General features: G+C 47.6%; 1 protein-coding gene. It reads right to left on the bottom strand.

Annotation, left to right across the window (positions count from 1 at the left end; translation table 11 throughout):
• A partial coding sequence (locus tag ACTHUR_RS20200) for a surface lipoprotein assembly modifier (protein WP_440400585.1) occupies positions 1-392 on the bottom strand: 392 nt, incomplete at its 3' end.
• Positions 393-464 lie beyond the last annotated feature (72 nt).

The following is a 464-nucleotide window of genomic DNA, read 5'->3' as shown; positions in this document are numbered from 1 at the left end:
ATTGAACGCCTGAAACGAAATTCAGGATACATGCCTTTAAGGTTCCACTGCGGAAAGCCTACAGCGGCTATCATGATGTATTGATTGTCGCGCCGCCGTCTGTTGTCGCTGACAAAACTTGCAGCGTCATAAAGACTGCGGCGATGAAGCAGGATAGCGTTGAGATAAGTACCGCTTGAAAAAAAACTATACGCTCCCAGCCGTGTCGTATATTCCTTGCTGGAAGAAGATTTTTCGGGATAGGCTTTGCGTGTTGCATCAAAGTTGGCGAACAGGCCTCTTCGTAGTACAAGAGAAAACTCTGCCCCTAACACCAGTTTGTCTTGTTTGTACTCTGCACAATAATTTTTGCTCTGCCCACCGTATCCTGCCTTTCTCGCTCCAGCCTGCAAACCACGCCTATACCTTATACGCACCTAACACCACTGACGACTACTTACCTGCAGATCCAGATGATAGTGGGA

The organism is Neisseria sp. P0021.S007 (assembly GCF_051956855.1).
The sequence above is the reverse complement of the archived record's forward strand: the minus strand, read 5'-3'. Positions and strand labels throughout refer to the sequence as shown.